Source organism: Paenibacillus sp. FSL M7-0656 (assembly GCF_038003225.1).
Lineage (GTDB): Bacteria > Bacillota > Bacilli > Paenibacillales > Paenibacillaceae > Paenibacillus > Paenibacillus amylolyticus.
In genome coordinates this window covers 4,850,396-4,866,086 of sequence record NZ_JBBOOT010000001.1, presented here as the reverse complement: position 1 = coordinate 4,866,086, position 15,691 = coordinate 4,850,396, and the positions used below count along the sequence as shown (strand labels likewise).

Below are 15,691 nucleotides of genomic sequence, written 5' to 3'. Positions count from 1 at the left end.
CCCTTCACTTTACCAATTTCAATCCACGCACTCCAAACGGAGTGCGACTTTGAAATGCATTGAGGATAGACCCAAAGTGAATTTCAATCCACGCACTCCAAACGGAGTACGACAGCGAAAATACACGTAATAACGTCATCAAATTCAAACATTATCACGTATGCTCAATTATTATACCGAATTATAGAAATATTTGTGTTAAAAAAACCACACTCCTGTTGCCAAAAGGTAATAATTACGACGTTTTCAACAAATTTCGAGGTGCGAATCTCCCAGGGAAATCTTGTGAGCTTGGGGTTCGCACCTTCATTTCCCCCTCACTCTAACGCCGTTCCACCAGACGTGACGTCTGCTTCAGATCTTCAATCTGCCCTGCACCAATGCCAAACATCACCGTACGCAGTTCAAATTCAACCTGTTCCAACCGCTCATTCAGCGCATCATCCGAAGCGACTGCGGATTCGAGCAGAGATCGGCCAAAACCAGCCAGGTCCGCACCGAGCGCGAGGGCTTTGGCCGCATCCACGCCAGTGTACAGTCCACCGCTGCCAATCAGGGCACCAGTAGGATTCAGCGCTCGTACTTCCTGAATACACTCCGCTGTGGGAATGCCCCAGTCGGCAAAAGCTTCAGCTGCTGCCCGGCGTACCGGGTTATTGTTGCGGTACTTCTCTACCTGTACCCAGCTTGTACCTCCAGCCCCGGCTACATCGATGAATGCGACACCCGCTTCATATAGGCGTTGAGCCGTCACGCCATCGATGCCAAAACCTACTTCTTTCACACCAACAGGTACGTCTAGCTCACGACACAAGTTTTCAATCCGCTGAAATAATCCGCTGAAGTTGGTGTTACCTTCCGGCTGGAAAACTTCCTGCAACGTGTTTAGGTGAAGCACGAGCATGTCCGCACCCGCAATATCTACGGCGCGCTGGAAGTCAGCTGTTGTGAAACCATAGTTCAGCTGGACCGCGCCCAGGTTTGCAATGACCGGGATGTCCGGTGCCCAGCGCCGCACATCGAAGGTACTCGCAAGTTCCGGCTGTTCCACGGCAGCCCGGATCGAACCTACGCCAAGTGCCCAGCCTCTGGCGTTTGCTACTCGGGCGAGGCGCTCATTGATCGCGCCCGTTGTTTTGCTTCCACCCGTCATCGAACTGATGAGCAAGGGTGTGCGTACTTTTTTGCCAATAAACGAAGTCTCCAGATGCACCTCTTCAAAATCCAGTTCCGGCAGTGGGTGATGGCGAAACGCATACCGCTCCATGCCGCTGGTTACCCCTTCTCCTGCCACATTCTCCTCAAGACAGAGGCGCACGTGCTCTAGCTTCCGTTCTCCCGTAGCCACTTCGGGAAGCAGCCGTTCGCCGGCTCGCTCTTGTTCATTCATGATGAGACCTCCTATGTGAGAATCGTGCGGATCGACAGGATAACCTGCCTGGTCCTAGCTTCTATGTATATACGTCTTTTGCAAAAGACAAAAACATTAATCCTATAAGCATTGCAGCTCAGCAGTTTAACTCTATCCAGTATAACGTTCCAAACCCTCTAATGAAAGGATGCCCCGACACCAAATGTCTCACTTAAATCTCGGAGCACCACTATCTCATACCTACTCAACAGCACGGATCATCCGTAGTAGCTTCAAAGTTAATTAGCAGAGACGATACACACGCACATGGATCAACAAAACACATTTTCACTCCATCATCCTGCACAACGAACTATCTCAAGATTTCAGATGCCAACTGCTCACCAACAAGCTGTCCAGACAACGTCACAATCGGTGTGCCGCCGCCTGGATGCGTGGTTCCGCCGACGTACCAGAGTCCTTGTACATCTTTGCTTTGGTTGCCCGGTCGCATGAAGGTCTGCTTCACGGAGTTGGACGAGATGCCGTAGATTGAACCTTGATGCGCCAAAGTATCCCGTTCAATATCTCGCGGCGTATATCGGATCAGCACATCGGATTGGTTCAACCCGGTAATTCCCCTCGCTGCCAACTGTTCCAGCACAAACGCTCCGTAACGTTCCGTCTGCTGCTCCCAATTCCATGAATCCGACAAGTAGGGGGCATTGACCAGAATGAACAGGTTGCTGGCTCCCGCCGGGGCCATGCCTGCTTCCGAATAACCGGAGTAACAGATGTAGATCGTCGGATCTTCGGGCATTTTACGGTCACGGAAAATATGGTCAAACTCCGGTTCATACCGTTCCGGGAAGAAAACCGTATGGTGCAGCAGCGCATCATATTGTCTTCGCACACCCGCCAGCGTCACAAATCCCGAAATGGATGGTTCATACTTCCGTATACGGGCATCGCTCATCTCTTTCCGATGTTCCGGTGCAAGCAGTAATCTATTCACGCTAAGCACATCTCCATTGGCAACCACCTGATCGGCTTCCCGGAAGCCTTGATCTGTATCCACGCCTGCCACTTTGCCATTCCGAACAACAATCTGCCGGACCTCTGTGCCGGTAATGATCTGTACACCTTTTTCCCGAGCCAGCCGGGTCATTCCTTCGATCAGTTGATAGGTTCCACCTTTGACTCCGTAGATGCCCACTTCTGCTTCCACATGACCCATCATGGCAAAGATGGAAGGCGATTGATACGGCGATGATCCCACATAGGTCGCATACCGTCCGAACATAGCGAGCGTATGCGGATGTTGGAAATACGAGCGTAGCAGCTTATCCAGCTTCACCGTTGGCCGCACGCGGAGCAAGCTGCGCAGCATTTGGAGATTGTATTTGTCAGAAGGAGACAGCAGCAACTTACCCAGAAAATGACGATTGGCTTCCGCATACAGTGCAGCAGACTCATCCATAAACGCATCATAACGAGCTGCATCCTCCGGACTGTACGCAGCGATCTGCTCCTTCATCCACCCGCGATTACCTGACAAATCTACCACTGTGCCATCTGCAAATATATTACGCGTGCGCGGCTCTAACTCATATAATTGTACGTAATCTTCCATTGCTACTCCAGCATGGTCGAAGACTGAACGAAAGGTCGATGGCATCGTGATCGTGCTCGGTCCCCGGTCAAAATGATACCCGTCCCGCTCAATCTGCTGTAGCTTGCCACCTACGTGTTGCTGCCGCTCCAGAATGGTCACCTGCACACCTTGTGAAGCCAGTCGTATTGCACACGACAGACCTCCAAATCCTGCACCGATTATAATGACGTTACCTCTCAACTGTACCGCCTACCTTTCCATACATACCCCTTGCCGGAGCGGCCTGCCTGCCAGGAAGCAAGTCCGATGGCAATGACACAGGCCATGCTGACCGGTTGCAGAAGGGCGAGCCACCAGGGTTGTCCGCCAGCATGATCCGCTACTCTTTTCACAGCCATACCTAATAATGTTCCTAACAATCCATACAGAATGGACATCGAACTGCCCATAAGGAGTCCAATAATCAATCCTAGTGGAGGCACAATATACATCAGTGTATACATCAACATCGTGCCCAGCAGCAGTACGTCTTTACGTCCCATACCTTCGTACATATTTTTCTTGTATCCATTCCATACTTCTGCACCGTTCTGATACATGCGGGTATTCGTTACATCATGCACATCGGTCAGCATCACCGGATGACCTGCACGCTTGACTGCTTTGGCGAGACTCATATCATCCACCAGATGTGCCTGAATGGCAGCATGACCACCGGAAGCTTCGTAACTGGAGCGATGAATCAGCAAAAAAGCCCCCGTAGCGGCCACAAACATCGGACTGGATGATCTTCGTATCATGAAAATGGGCAGATGACTGATGATGGTGAAGACCATCATGGGTACAACAAGCTTTTCCATCCACGTCTTTGTTACCTGATAAGGAAAACCGGTTACCAGCCCCCCGCTCTGCTCACACCCTGCCGCAAGAGTCTGCCGAATGGCACTTGGCTCCAGACGCACATCCGCATCCACGAACATATACCATTCTCCCTTGGCCTCCTGAACCAGCCTGTGACACGCATGGGATTTCCCCATCCAGCCTTCGGGAAGATCAACGCCATGCAGCAAACGCACACGTGCATCCCGATCCGCAATCGCTTGTACCATGGCCGCTGTCTCATCTTCGGAGCGATCATCCAGCACCAATACTTCCATCTGGAATCCTGATGTATCGCTCGCGAGCACACTCTCCAGACATCCTTCGATATGTAGTCTTTCATTTCTGGCTGGAATCAGCACCGAGACCAGCAGGTCTGGTGGTTGTATTCGGTCTGCTCGGAATGAACGCACTTTGGGCAGACAGGAGACGTTCCATAGAGCGAACAGCAACTGTATGCCCAATATGCAGGTAAGCACAATCCAGAAGATTTCAGATGCATTCATGCTAACGGTTCACCCGCTTTCGTGCCGCATCGTATTTTTCACTTGTCGAACGTACATGACGAATCAGTGGAATCGCATCTGGCAAACTTCCCTGCCCCATCCGTATAAGCTCTGATCTATGATCGTCTAACTGCTGTTCCAGCACATGGCCGAGTCTGGCGGCAATCTCTTCACTCTTCAACACCTTCCAGTCTTCCATCACAGCCGGGCCCGCCTGCATCGATATTTCCGGTAAATCATGCTGGACCATCCCATGGCACAAGGTTACCGGTACAGCAATGGCATTTGGAGAACGACGAAGTAACAATCCGATGCCTGGACGGAACTGAATCGGTCTGGCCTCCTGATGCAATATTTCTCCTTGGGGAAAAATCCAGACCCTTTTACCTGAATCCAATAATTCACTGGTGTACTGTAGAGAGGTCCTAATACCGGACGCACTCTCCTTATTGATCGAATACGCACCCAATTTACGAAAAAAAGCATATTGCTGAAGCTGTTGCTCCTCCATCATCACATAATGATCACCCCGCGATGTCTGCCTGGCCGCATGATAGAGCAGCAGACCATCCCACCAGGAGCTGTGATTCATGAAATAGATCACGGGACGAGTCGGTTCAATCGGGGAGTTGTCCCTGATGTCCACCTGCGGGTCCAGTGACCCTGTGAGCGTGAAGGAGCGGAAGCGCCGACGTAGCAGATAATAGTGATTGTATAAGGCAAAAATACGATTAAACGGTTTTGATTTTACGGCGCGAATCATAGAGCCAGCTCCCTTCGGCAAGAAGCACACCAGCAATGGCGATGATAAAGCTGCCCGTAATCCCTTCCTTTAGAGCAAGCAGGCCGAACAGAAGAATAAACAGCTGATACAACCATTTTGCACGCAGCAATGAGCTACGGTCATTAGGCATGGCCGGAAGGAAAAGGGATAAGAATGCACCCATGATAAACCAGCTTATGTAATTGGTCCACGGAACACCGTAGAATCCACCTGGGGCTTGCCACTCCCAGAATCCTCTTGCATGCGCAACAGGGTCGAGCACCAGATCGAGTACAATCGCCCAGAACCCGGTCTTCACTGCTCGAAGCAATCTGCCAGTCCACGTTGAACCACCGCCACTTAACAGCGCCGAGTTACCCACCACTGCGATCCAGGCGAAACCCAGCGTAACTGGCACACTGAACAGATGAATCCCGAAGAAGTCTGAGTAGGCATACTCGCCAAAAGGCCAATGCGTATGAACGCCTACCCACTCTACGCCCATACCTCCAAGCCAGATAATCACAGAGGATATCCAGAGTCCGGGTTTCAGCCAGATGACTGACTGGTCGGACAGGCCTGTCCGATTACGCCCTTGATAGATCAGATCCAGCACATACAATGCGTAGAAGATTAGAAATAAACCATTTGAAAAAGATAATACGTCAGGCACACCGATCGTTAGCATCAAGGTTGCTCCAATGACATACCACGCCCAGTAAAGCCACTGGATCATCAGGATACCGCCGTTCGGGAGGCTTGATAGGCCAGCATCGGGTAACGTTTTACAATCGCACCCAGCATCTCCAGTTTCAATTCATCGCTAACATATGCCCGTTTGGTATATACGTCATAATCGTTGCGTTCAACCGCGTGTAGAATGGTGGAGTAAAAGGCTGCTGCCAGCTCGATGGAAAATGCACTTTCCGTTGGGTACGTATCCAGACGATCCATGCCAATACGGAACCAGTTCAATGCTGCAGCTTTTAATTCATGAACAATGGCAATAAAACGTTCGTCCACGACCCCGTCTTCAAAGTCCTGCTCGGTGTAACCATGCTTCTCCATGATCTCCAGCGGAACATACCGGCGCACTCTGGCCCGATCTTCACCAACATCCCGAATAATATTAACGATCTGCATTCCTTTACCCAAAGCAATCCCGTTCACGGCTACTTCTGCGCCATTATCATCTCTCAATACAGGCAACAACATCTCGCCTACGGTTCCGGCCACCAGATAACAATAATGCTCCAGTTCCTGCATCGTTGTATAATGCGTTACTTTAAGATCTGTGAGTTGCCCTTCCATCTGACGGAAAAATGGCCCCTTATCCAGATGAGGGAAACTGCTGAACAACCATCTCAGTGCGGGCCAGATAAAATGTCCTTCCGCGTCGTCTAGCCGATCAAACAAATCATGGATCTCGTGAATCGTATAAGGCGAATGTTCCGGCTCGTCTACACTGTCATCAATCATGCGGCAGAAGGCATAAATGACATATACCGCTTCCCGACGTGGACTTGGCAGCCCTCTAAAGGCCTGATAAAAAGAGGAAGAACCCTTTTGCATCAACTCTTCACACCTGCTCAAAATCGCTTCATTCATGTTCCCATCTCCTTCATGAGTTGATTGACGGCCATCCGTGCACTCTGCATTACAATCGGCACTCCGCCACCTGGATGTACAGATGCTCCTGCGGCATATAATCCCTTTATATTAGGGAATGGTTTGGGTTGCGGTCGGTATACACCGGACTGGAATAATACAGGTGCTATACCAAAGCTTCCGCCCCCATAGAGCCCGTCTCGCTCTGCGTCAGCGGGTGTACGTACCTTTTTCCACTTGATCGCTGCACGAAGTCCCGGGAATCCTCGTTGCTCCGCTTCTTCCAGTACACGTTCTGCCAATGCTTCACTCTCCTGATCCCAGTCGACACCTTCGGCATCTGGTACGGGAATGAGGAAATACAATACACTCTGTCCTTGAGGCGCTGCAGTTTCATCCAATGCGACCGGATTAAATACGTAAAATGAGGACTTTGCCGGAATTCGTCGCTGATTGAACACTTCCTGCAAACTGCCTTCAAGACTCGGTGGCAGGAAGAACTGGTGCGTCGTTGCATCTTCCCAGGTTTTGTCCACGCCCACATAGAGCAATACACATCCGGAAGAGGGACGATACGGTTTTCTTTTACGTGCTACCTCTGGTGATTGTCCAAGCAAACCTGATAGATGGGGGAAATCACCATTGTAGATAACTGCATCCACATTTTCTGCGCCTGCTGCCGTTTCTATACCTTCACACACACCATTTTTAATCTTGAGTCCGGTCACTTCCGAATTCAGCACGACACGCCCACCACGTGATATCAGTTCCTGTTCCAGAATAGCCGGCAATGCTGCATATCCACCTTTGACCATCCAGATGCCATATTCATGCTCTGCGTAAGGTAAAAGGGAATAGATACCTGGCGTCCCAAACGGTGATCCACCAATGTATAAACTTTGCAGTGAGTATGCATCAAGCAATTCCTCGTGCTCAAAATAATCGCCTACCGCTTTCCGGACACTTTTGTGTGCACGCAATCTGCCCATGAGTGACATGAGCGAAGGGGTGAAGAAATCCCTTTTGCGCGGAAAAGCCCTTTCCAGAAACGCTGCCCTGCCTGCCGGAAACAACGTGTCCATATCTTTCATGAATCGTGTGAATCCCCGGCTCTCTCCCGGGAACAAACGTTCAATCTCCGCCGTCTGCTCTTCACGTGAGGTCATCTTGGTCATGACACGACCACTGTGGTAATGCACTCTGTATAACGGATCACAGCGAAGTAACTCAATCTTCGAACGATCTACGCCTGCTTCCTCCATTATGCCAAGTAACATCTCCGGCAGCAGTACGATCGTTGGCCCCTGATCGATCCGATACTCGCCTTCCTGCTCATATCCAATGCGTCCACCAACGCGAGAACCCCGTTCATACACGGTGACATCCCATCCCTGACGGTTCAATAACAATGCAGAAGTAAGTCCACCAATCCCTGCCCCTACAATAGCGGCCCGCTTCATGAATGCCCTCTGGCTTCTGCCGTCTTCACATAAGAGGATGGCTTGGAACGTGTGCGTGCGTCCTCTTCCTGAATCAGTCTGACACTGATCCGTGCCGATTCGAAGATCGTGGGCAACCCGCTGCCCGGATGTGTTCCGCCGCCTACCAGCCATACACTTTTCAACTCTTCAAACTGGTTATGGGGACGCAGATACATCATCTGACCCAGGTTATGTGCCATATTAAACGTTGCTCCGCGATACACATCTAGTTCAGTCTCCCAATCAAGTGGAGTGAACAGCATACATTCTTCAATACGGTTGCGTATGTCTGCCAGCTCAGGAATGCCTTCCATGCGTTTCATCATGGCCTCCTGCACATTCTCCCGTTCTGCCTCCCAATCAATGTCTGCGGTAAGGTTAGGCGTAGGCATAAGAACATACAAAGCAGATTTCCCTTCCGGTGCCAGCGTCGAATCAAGTCTGGAAGGGTTATGAATATATAGAGATGGATCGGCTGATAACATTTTATGCTTTGTAATCTCATCAACGTTTAACCGGTAGTCCTCGGGAAAATAGATCGAGTGATGCGGCAGGTCCACATCACCATCCACGCCCAGATACAGCATTGCTGTAGAGCAGGAATACTTTTTGCGTTTCATTTTCTCCGGGGTATATTTCTTAAGCACGCCTGGTTCGAACAGATGATTAACCGCATGTGCAAAGTCGGCGTTCACCACCACATGGTCTGCTTCGATGCGTTCACCGTTCTCAAGCAACACACCTTCTGCACGACCATTGCGAACGATGACCTGTTTCACCGGGGTGGAAGTATGTATGCGCCCTCCGTGTTCTTCCACGACATCGGCCATGGCTTGGAAGATCCGATTCACGCCGCCAATGGGGTGGAACAATCCGTAGTGATGCTCAATAAACGATAGTATGGTAAAGGTGCCCGGACAATCCCAGGCAGACATGCCAAGGTATTTGGATTGAAATGTAAATGCCCAGCGCAGACGCTCGTCTGTAAAATAACGGGACAAGATCCCGTAGACTGTATTGTGGACATCAAGCTTAGGTAGAGCTGTTACCGCATCCTTGCGTAGATAGTCAGTCAACTTGCCAAAAGGACGACGGAGCAGAGGCATGACTTTGCCAAACTTCACTTCTTCTTCTTGCATGAACCGAAGGTAATTGTCTTCATTGCCCGGAAACAATTCCTTAATCTGTGCAGCTGTATCTTCCCGATTACGAGAAGGCTTGAACACCTTGTCACCAAAGTTCAGTGCGTACAGCGGAGTTAGCTCTTTCATATCCACATAATCGGATAACTTACGTCCCACCACGTCGAACATCTCTTCAATCAGCTGAGGCATCATCAAAAATGTAGCACCTCGATCGAATCGATATTCACCCAGTTCCAATCTGGCAGAACGCCCCCCGATGACTGGCTGTTTCTCATACACATCTACCTCGTACCCCTGACCGGACAATAACATCGCTGCTGCAAGTCCACCTGGACCTGCGCCAATGACAGCTGCACGTTTGCGTTGTTGATTCGGTATCATGCCACTCACCTTTCTATGTAGGGAATTCCTATAGTTCTCTAGCCCCTAACCTATTATTAAACCGCCCAAGAACACTTTAAGCGGTAACTAGCAAAAACATTATACAAATATAATACAAATATTATACGGCCTTGTAAACCAAAAAATGACCCGTCGGTCAAAATACCTGGTAATCCATTTATAAACACAAAAAACACCCTTTGATCACTTTCGTCAAAGGATGTCCTTTATACACTAACCTATTCATATCATTTGAGATTATGTTTAATTATTGGCCTGTCCGAACCTTGCACCAGGTGATCGCTCGGAGAGATACTCACGCTCCATCCACGATTGCCAGTCCGCAGAACTCTCCGGCATAATCCATTGCGGATAACGTGCATGCTCTGCACGCTCATAGCCTTTACCTCCAAGTACAAAGCGAATATGTGGGAACTCGTTTTTAATCCGCTCGACGAGCTGGTCACATTTTTCAAGAAGCCCCGGACTTGTGATCGACAGGCAGACCAACTTGATCTTCTGCTCCCGGATAATCGGGAAGATGCCTTCCTCTGGCGTGTTCGCACCCAGATACAGTACTTCCGCTCCATTTTTGCGCATAAAGAGAGAGAACAGCAGCAATCCGACCTGATGATGCTCCCCCTCCGGACACAACGCCAGAACTTTGGGCAGATGCGGATAGATCGGGAACAGATGGAAAAACTGATAAAACCGCTGTGATATCAGCTGTGTCATGAAGTGTTCCTGAGCCACCGAAGCCCTACCTTGCTCCCATGCATCTCCAACCCGAACCAGAATGGGCACCAACACATGATAGAACATCGAGTCATACCCATACATGGTGAACCCAAAATCAATCAAACCATTGGCACGTTCACCCTGAAAGTTGTAGAGCGAGTCATAGATCTGATCTGCCATTCGTGCGTAGGCTTCTTCCATCGTAGGCACCGGAGCCATGATCGGCGTGGGTATAGCCTCGGGCGGATTTAATTTGTTTACTTTCAACATCCGTACCGCTTCCGAAATATTGGTCTGATGTAGCTCAACCTGTTCTTTCAACCAGCGCAGATCCGCAACATTCTCTTCGGTATACATTCGATAACCCGATTCCGTCCGCTCAGGGGTGACCGCACTATACCGATTCTCCCAAGCCCGGAGCGTCACCGTCGGGATACCGAGCATGGCAGCGACTTGTTTGATGGAATACACCTTATTACCCACTTTCTTTACCTAAATGTCCAGATTTCAAAGGTTACATCATTGGTTCCCCGTCCTTGTCAGGCATATGAAAACCCTAACATTCTACAAAAATAATACACTCATTATACACAACGCTCAGACACCTGTCGATTGCATAATGCCAATTTTGCCATATGCGTTTTACTGCTACATTCGTTATGCTAGCGGGTTCTCCTGCGTCAACGTTATCATCCGTGTGGTAATAGAAGTCAGCAAGTACAGAAGGGGGAGTCCACCGTTGGTCTCATTACGCCGCCATACATCAGACCGCAAGTCTTCACGCGGCAAAATTCCATACATACGAACAGGGCTCGCCCTATTGGTCCTATGGCTCATCGCCGTCATGCTCTATCAGACCTACAAACCATTACCAGCGGGCATTTCCTACGAAAGTCCGGAGTATCGTGTGGATCAAGTCGAGTTCCTGCATGACCTCACTTATCCTTCCTCCGACGGACAGATGGAGCACGAACAGCAGATTTTCCAGCGCATGATGCAAATTTTGGAGGAAGCAGAGCAGTTTGTCTTGGTGGATATGTTCCTGTTCAATAATTATCAACATAAGGGACAGAACTTTCCTCCCGTGAGTACTGAATTCACCGAAGCGCTGGTCACCAAAAAAAATCAGCATCCTGATATGGACATCTGGTTCATTACAGATGAAGTAAATACCAACTATAACTCAGCACCCAATCCGTTGCTGGAACAAATGAAACAAGCAGGCATTCATGTGGTCATCACGGATGTGGACCCTTTGCGTGATTCAACTCCAGTATACTCTGCGGTCTGGCGGACCTTCTTCCAATGGTTTGGCCAATCCGGAGATGGCTGGATCAAAAACCTGATGGCCACGGACGGTCCGGATGTAACGGTCCGTTCCTATCTCAAGCTGCTCAACGTGAAAGCAAATCATCGCAAAGTTGTTGTTAGTGAGAAGACGGCGATTGTCTCTTCTGGCAATATTCATGATGCGAGTGCCTACCACTCGAATATTGCATTTGAAGTAACAGGTCCAATCATTGGCGATATTCTTCAGTCCGAGCAAGCTGTCCTCGACATCTCAGGCGGAGGCAAGGTTCCTGCCTACACAGCTCCTTCCTCGAATTCAAACACGGGAGATTTGCGAATACGCTATTTAACTGAAGGCAAAGTGAATGACGCTGTACTCCATGAGATCAATCAAGCTGGCAAAGGTGACACCTTATGGATGGGCATGTTCTATGTGGCCTCTCCGAAAGTATTGGAAGCCCTGCTGGAAGCCGCAAAACGAGGAACCGAGATCCGACTTGTACTGGATCCAAATGAAAATGCCTTTGGTCAGGAAAAGATCGGTATTCCGAACCGTCCTGTCGCTGCTGAATTGCATGATAAATCCGACGGTAAAATACAGATCCGCTGGTATAACACCACCAAGGAGCAATACCATACCAAGATGATCTATCTTGCCAAAGCAACCGGAGATCATATTGTCCTCGGGGGTTCAACCAACTTTACACCACGAAACATGAATGACTACAATCTGGAGAATGATCTATGGGTTGCTGCACCTCCAGACAATAAGTTCACACTTGATATCGCGAATTATTTTGAGCGTATTTGGAATAATAATGATGCCGAGTTCACGTTAGACCTGGATGAGTTCCAGGAGAAGACTACGTTTTTGAAAGGTATCCTATATAAGCTGCAACTGATTCTGGGTCTTACGACCTTTTGATCAGAAACCACATCCATACCTGTTATATCCGCCTGTACTCTACTGTGCAGGCGGATATTTTCATCTTGACAGGTGATGTAAAGTGTGAAAATATAATTACCTAACGACCGTTAGGAAGGTGATTGAATGACTGCACAATCCATTCGGGATGCAGCCCTGTTCCATTTTGCCAGAGATGGCTATGAGGGAGCTTCTCTGAGAGCTATTGCTGATGAAGTCGGGATTAAAAAACCGTCCATATATGCGCATTTCAGCTGCAAGGATGACTTGTTTTTACACACACTGGACTTTGCATTTCACGAGGTAACACGGCACACACTGGAATATTTCCGTGATCATGCGGATCTGCCATTGGAGCAGAGGCTGAAGGGTTTGCTGATCTGGTTCGAACAAGAATACAACGCTCATGCTTCGGCTCGATTGATGTTGCGTAATTGTTTTTACCCACCCCTTTCTCTGTATGGCGAAGTGATGGATCAAGTGTATCCATTTATCGATGGTATGGAACGTGCACTGACTCGTCTGCTGCAAAGGGCAATGCGTAATGGAGATATTCCAGCCATTCCCGCAGAACAAGCCGCCATTGCATTTATGACGTTTCTCGACGGTATTACCGTGGAGATTATCTATGGAAGTTCCCGCCGGTACAAGAGACGGTTGGAAGCAGCCTGGCCTGTATTTTGGCATGGCATTCATCATTTGAACGACGAGGCGCACAGCGTTGTGCCGGAAGGAGATTTAACAACATGAACCGCAACTGGTTATATGTATTTATCGGTGGAATTATTGAGATTGTCTGGGTAAGCGGGCTGAAACATGCCTCGAATGCCTGGGAGTGGACTTTAACGGGGATTGCCATCGTGATCAGCTTTGGACTGATCATTGCCGCTTCCAAAAGGTTGCCTGTGGGTACGGTGTATGCCGTCTTTACGGGAATTGGTACGGCGGGTACTGTCCTTACGGAAATGGTATTGTTCGGTGAACCGTTCCGCTTGGCCAAAGTATTGCTTATCGGGCTGCTGCTCTGCGGCGTAATCGGACTGAAGCTGGTTACGGATCAGCAAGAAGCCAAAGGAGGTGCAGTATAATGGCTTGGATGGCAATTGTAGGTGCAGGGATATGTGAAATTTTCGGCGTAATCGGTATTAATGGTGCTTCCACCAAGAAAGGATGGCCATACATCGTACTTATGCTGGTGTCGTTTGTGTTCAGCTTCTCGTTGTTGTCCTACGCCATGACGTCTATTCCGATGGGCACAGCGTATGCCGTGTGGACCGGGATCGGGACGGTCGGCAGTACGTTAACAGGCATGTTCCTGTTCGGTGAACGGAAAGAAGCGAAGCGTATCCTGTTTATCGCGATGATTTTGGTGGCAGCTGTTGGTCTGAAACTGATCACGTAACGGAACAACTGAATTACACTCTTATATCTCCGATTGCAGTCCCACTTTCCGATCGCTGTTATCCCCAGATTTCTTTGATTCCCTTTGAAGAGGGATAAATCTGGTGATAAAGGCGAACACTTCGTTTCTTCAAGTCGGTTCTGCAATCTCCGTTATCGTGTAATTCTTAGCTTCCATTATGATATCTATTAAATCTTGTAATATAAATTAGACGACTTCGATCAGGAAGTCGTCTTTTTTGGGGAATGATATAAATAGGGAACCTCTTTATACTTTGCCACGTAAGAAAGGATGTCGTATTCATGAAAAAGTTATTGGCACGCATGGGCTCTTATACAGGGTATACCCTTCTGATCGCCATGGCCACTTTCTATCTCATCGCTCTAGTCGCCATTATTATGCTTGCCTTATACGCCTTCACTGGAGGAAACTAACTTAAACGTTCTTGATACCTTATCCCTATCGTACATACAAGCTGCACCTTGTTACTTGCCGTCTCTCCTTCCCTTTGATCAGCCACTTTTCCCCATATACATTTTCCAATTTACTCCCATTTGAATTCCTTTAACCAGATCGTTTATACTTATTTTGACCTTAGAGTCAATTCAAGAACTCACAAGTTCCCTGATGAGGTGAATGCATCGTTAATGAACCCTATACATGAGATGAATGAGAAGAAAAAACTCATCATTACTACAGCACTCAAGTTATTCTCATCCAAAGGCAGTGCTGCAACATCCATGCAAGAGATTGCAGAATTATGCGGGATGTCCAAAGGTAGCCTCTACATCATGTTCAAATCCAAAGAGGAATTAGAAGCCAGTACTCTGGAGTACTGCATGTACACGCTCATGGACGAGATGACACAGATTGAGCATGAAACCAGCCTTACCTCGCGTGAACGTCTTCACAAGCAGATTGAGACACTGTTGATCCATGTTGCCGAGCTCAAGGAATTTTTGCGAGTACAGATGCGCAGCATGATGATGGATGATGAACAGCAACGCAAGGAACAATGCCATCCGCTGCAAAGAGATCTGGAAGTCCGTACCTTACATTGGTTTAAGGATAAGCTGGAGGAGCAGTACGGATCGGAGATTGAACCTTATACGATTGACCTTATTTTGCTGACACAGGGGCTATTCCTTTCCTACGTCAAGATCTGGTTTACAGAGATGCCGTCCCTTACTGTTACCAAAATGGCAACAAATTTACTGCAAATGATGGATTATGCAGCGCACGGATTCCTTAAGCAGCGACCTTTGCCTTTGATTCCTTTGGAGGACTGGCCTGCATGGATTACCGAACCCCATCCGGATTCCACGGTGATGCGGCATCCTATTCATATTATCAAGCAAATGCAGGATATTGCTGCCTCCGAATTGCCTGCTGGGCAACCAAAGAATGATGTACTTGAGACCATTGCCATTCTCCGGCAGGAGATGATGGAATTCACACCGCGACGTGCCATTATTCTGGGCATGATGCACAATCTGGAGAACGTAACTGCCATTCAATCTTTGCACTCCGAGCTTCAGCATATTCTGGATGCCATGTATAGCCGGTTCATCCAGGCTGACTCGTCACACACATAAACAGGAGAAACA

The 15,691-nt window shown here is 48.8% G+C and carries 15 protein-coding genes; 6 read left to right on the top strand and 9 right to left on the bottom strand.

What is annotated here, in order from left to right:
* Window positions 1-322: 322 nt before the first annotated feature.
* From fni to MHI01_RS21420, 9 genes are all read right to left on the bottom strand, one after another.
* On the bottom strand, window positions 323-1,390 hold the full coding sequence (fni, locus tag MHI01_RS21460; RefSeq protein ID WP_340984086.1) for a type 2 isopentenyl-diphosphate Delta-isomerase: 1,068 nt from the start codon (window positions 1,388-1,390) through the stop codon (window positions 323-325).
* A gap of 334 nt (window positions 1,391-1,724) precedes the next feature.
* Window positions 1,725-3,206, bottom strand: coding sequence for a phytoene desaturase family protein (locus tag MHI01_RS21455; RefSeq protein ID WP_340984085.1), 1,482 nt, complete (start codon window positions 3,204-3,206; stop codon window positions 1,725-1,727).
* Window positions 3,203-4,351 carry a glycosyltransferase gene (locus MHI01_RS21450; protein WP_340984084.1) on the bottom strand — a complete coding sequence of 383 codons (1,149 nt, stop codon included), beginning with the start codon at window positions 4,349-4,351 and terminating at the stop codon, window positions 3,203-3,205. The genes MHI01_RS21455 and MHI01_RS21450 overlap by 4 nt, the downstream gene beginning before the upstream one ends.
* A 1-nt stretch (window position 4,352) precedes the next feature.
* Window positions 4,353-5,114, bottom strand: a complete 762-nt coding sequence (locus MHI01_RS21445; protein WP_340984083.1) for a lysophospholipid acyltransferase family protein — start codon at window positions 5,112-5,114, stop codon at window positions 4,353-4,355.
* Window positions 5,083-5,850: a carotenoid biosynthesis protein gene (locus MHI01_RS21440; protein WP_076253629.1), complete on the bottom strand. Its 768-nt coding sequence runs from the start codon at window positions 5,848-5,850 to the stop codon at window positions 5,083-5,085. The genes MHI01_RS21445 and MHI01_RS21440 overlap by 32 nt, the downstream gene beginning before the upstream one ends.
* On the bottom strand, window positions 5,850-6,722 hold the full coding sequence (locus MHI01_RS21435) for a phytoene/squalene synthase family protein (protein WP_076253630.1): 873 nt from the start codon (window positions 6,720-6,722) through the stop codon (window positions 5,850-5,852). Before MHI01_RS21435 ends, MHI01_RS21440 begins: the two co-directional genes overlap by 1 nt.
* Window positions 6,719-8,182 carry a phytoene desaturase family protein gene (locus MHI01_RS21430; RefSeq protein WP_017691907.1) on the bottom strand — a complete coding sequence of 488 codons (1,464 nt, stop codon included), beginning with the start codon at window positions 8,180-8,182 and terminating at the stop codon, window positions 6,719-6,721. The genes MHI01_RS21435 and MHI01_RS21430 overlap by 4 nt, the downstream gene beginning before the upstream one ends.
* Window positions 8,179-9,729, bottom strand: a complete 1,551-nt coding sequence (locus MHI01_RS21425) for a phytoene desaturase family protein (protein WP_282320066.1) — start codon at window positions 9,727-9,729, stop codon at window positions 8,179-8,181. Before MHI01_RS21425 ends, MHI01_RS21430 begins: the two co-directional genes overlap by 4 nt.
* A 264-nt stretch (window positions 9,730-9,993) precedes the next feature.
* Window positions 9,994-10,938: a MerR family transcriptional regulator gene (locus MHI01_RS21420; RefSeq protein ID WP_340984082.1), complete on the bottom strand. Its 945-nt coding sequence runs from the start codon at window positions 10,936-10,938 to the stop codon at window positions 9,994-9,996.
* A 268-nt stretch (window positions 10,939-11,206) separates the two neighbouring features.
* Between MHI01_RS21420 and MHI01_RS21415 the strand changes: the two genes are divergently transcribed.
* The 6 genes from MHI01_RS21415 (at window position 11,207) to MHI01_RS21390 (ending at window position 15,679) form a co-directional block, all read left to right on the top strand.
* The gene (locus tag MHI01_RS21415; protein ID WP_340984081.1) at window positions 11,207-12,682 is read left to right on the top strand and encodes a phospholipase D family protein; all 1,476 of its coding nucleotides are present in this window, start codon (window positions 11,207-11,209) and stop codon (window positions 12,680-12,682) included.
* Window positions 12,683-12,808: 126 nt separating this feature from the next.
* Window positions 12,809-13,432, top strand: coding sequence for a TetR/AcrR family transcriptional regulator (locus tag MHI01_RS21410; protein ID WP_047840721.1), 624 nt, complete (start codon window positions 12,809-12,811; stop codon window positions 13,430-13,432).
* Window positions 13,429-13,770 (top strand): DMT family transporter, encoded by a 342-nt coding sequence (locus MHI01_RS21405; protein ID WP_017691902.1) that lies wholly within the window; start codon window positions 13,429-13,431, stop codon window positions 13,768-13,770. Before MHI01_RS21410 ends, MHI01_RS21405 begins: the two co-directional genes overlap by 4 nt.
* Window positions 13,770-14,084: a DMT family transporter gene (locus tag MHI01_RS21400; protein WP_017691901.1), complete on the top strand. Its 315-nt coding sequence runs from the start codon at window positions 13,770-13,772 to the stop codon at window positions 14,082-14,084. Before MHI01_RS21405 ends, MHI01_RS21400 begins: the two co-directional genes overlap by 1 nt.
* A gap of 302 nt (window positions 14,085-14,386) precedes the next feature.
* Window positions 14,387-14,518 carry a hypothetical protein gene (locus MHI01_RS21395; protein WP_340984080.1) on the top strand — a complete coding sequence of 44 codons (132 nt, stop codon included), beginning with the start codon at window positions 14,387-14,389 and terminating at the stop codon, window positions 14,516-14,518.
* Window positions 14,519-14,731: 213 nt separating this feature from the next.
* Window positions 14,732-15,679, top strand: coding sequence for a TetR/AcrR family transcriptional regulator (locus tag MHI01_RS21390; RefSeq protein WP_036612627.1), 948 nt, complete (start codon window positions 14,732-14,734; stop codon window positions 15,677-15,679).
* Window positions 15,680-15,691 lie beyond the last annotated feature (12 nt).